The sequence below is a fragment of the Sphaerisporangium corydalis genome (assembly GCF_025506355.1).
Classification (GTDB): Bacteria; Actinomycetota; Actinomycetes; order Streptosporangiales; family Streptosporangiaceae; genus Sphaerisporangium; species Sphaerisporangium corydalis.
Genome location: NZ_JANZYP010000148.1, coordinates 1 through 1,720, shown reverse-complemented (window position 1 = coordinate 1,720; position 1,720 = coordinate 1). Strand labels below are relative to the sequence as shown.

Sequence of the window (1,720 nt, the reverse complement as noted above, 5' to 3'; positions counted from 1 at the left end):
TGGCTCTGGCACTAATTTCGTGAGGTTGACCCTCGTCAGTCGGCGAGGAGGACGCGTTTGCGCAGGAGGTCGGGGTTGGCGCGGCCGTACATCTGTCGTTTGAGCATCTTGACGCGGTTGACGTGGCCTTCAACCTTTCCTGAGCTGTGAGGCAGGGTCAGGCCGGCTCTGGCGGCGTCGAGGTCGCGGCGTAAGCCGGTGACGAAGGAGTGCAGTTGCGGCAGGTCATCGGCCTGAACCCGGTTCATCCACTGTTCGAGGTGGCCACCGCGAAGGTTCATCATCATGTCGGCGAAGGCCCGCACGTGGTCGCGGACGGCGGCGAGGGGTGGGCAGGCTGCGGTCAGTGCCCGTAGGTGCTGTCGCTCGTCGGTGTCGAGGTCGTCGGGGTTGCGCAGGAACCAGATGGTGGCCTGGCGGACGGTGGGCGACGGCGGGTGCGGCAGGTTCACCGTGGCCTGAGCCCTCCAGGGCCGCAGATATTGGCGCACCGTGGTTCCCTTGCCGAGGTAGCCCATGGCTTTGATCTCCTGGTAGAGCTGTTCGGCGTTGGTGCAGCCCTGCTCCCAGCGCTGCCGCAGGTGGACGGCGAACTCCTCCATCGCCCGGGGACGCTTTCCGGTGCCGTCGTTCACCAGCAACTCCTCCGGGCTGCCGGCACGGGCGAAACGCCGGACGGTATTGCGGGCCAGTCCGAGCTCGCGGGCGATCGTTCGCAGGTCGTGGCCTTGGGCGATCAACCGGTGGACCAGGGTGTGCCGGTGCCGGGTCCTTTTGGCCAGACGGCCGGCTCGCGGCTCGATGTGATCGGCCTTGGCCGGCAGAGGCTCGCTGGTCGATGCGGGCGAGGGCATGTCGGCGGGCCGGAGGGCGGGGGTGAGGTCCCTTAGGTGGTTGCGGTGCTTGGTGATGGTGCGCTCGACGGCGTCGCCGAGGTTTCGCCACATGTGCCAGCGGTCGGCAACTTGGGTCGCCTGTGGTGCGCCGCGGGTGGCGCCGTCGGCGTAGCAGCCCGCCCGGTCCCGGCAGATGACCTGCACGCCTGGCCGTTGGCGAAGCCAGGTGGCCAGCGCGTCCGATGATCGTTCCGGAAGCATGTCGATCGGTCGGCTGGTGGTGATGTCGATCAGGATCGTGCCATAGGTGTGGCCGCGGCGCAGGGCGAAGTCATCCACTCCGAGCACCTCCGGACCCGGTCCTGGGTGGGGGTCGGGCAGGGATCGGATCAGTCTGATCAGCGTCATGCGATTCACCGCTGCGGCCAGGTGATGGGTGAGCCGGGCGCCGGCCCTGCCGCCCAGCGCCAGGCCGATCGTCTGCAGCAGATTCCGCAGCGGGGTGCTGTAGCGCCCGTAGCGGACGGTCAGCCCGGGTATCTGCTCGGCGAAGGTTTGCTTGCCGCAGTCGTCGTTGCCGCACCGAAACCGCTGCACCCGCAAGTGCAGCACCGTCTCCTGGCCGCTCACCGCGGTGTCGCACACTCGCCGTTCATAGCTGCTGTGCACGCGCTGGGAGACCATCCCGCACTGCGGGCAAGCGGCCTGTGACGTCCGAGTCCTGGCCCGGATCCGTACCGATCTCCCCGACCGGCCCACCTGGTCGATCTGCACGCAGGCCAGATGAGGGAACAGGACCGTCAGCAACCCCGAAATCGTCACCCAGCATGATCGGCAACCCGGGCAGTCGACCGCCGGAAGATCACGAAATTAGTGCCAGAGCC

1 protein-coding gene is annotated in these 1,720 nt (G+C 67.8%); it reads right to left on the bottom strand.

From position 1 onward, the window contains the following. Positions 1-35 precede the first annotated feature (35 nt). The gene (locus NYZ98_RS41270) at positions 36-1,595 is read right to left on the bottom strand and encodes an ISL3 family transposase (RefSeq protein WP_262851012.1); all 1,560 of its coding nucleotides are present in this window, start codon (positions 1,593-1,595) and stop codon (positions 36-38) included. Positions 1,596-1,720 lie beyond the last annotated feature (125 nt).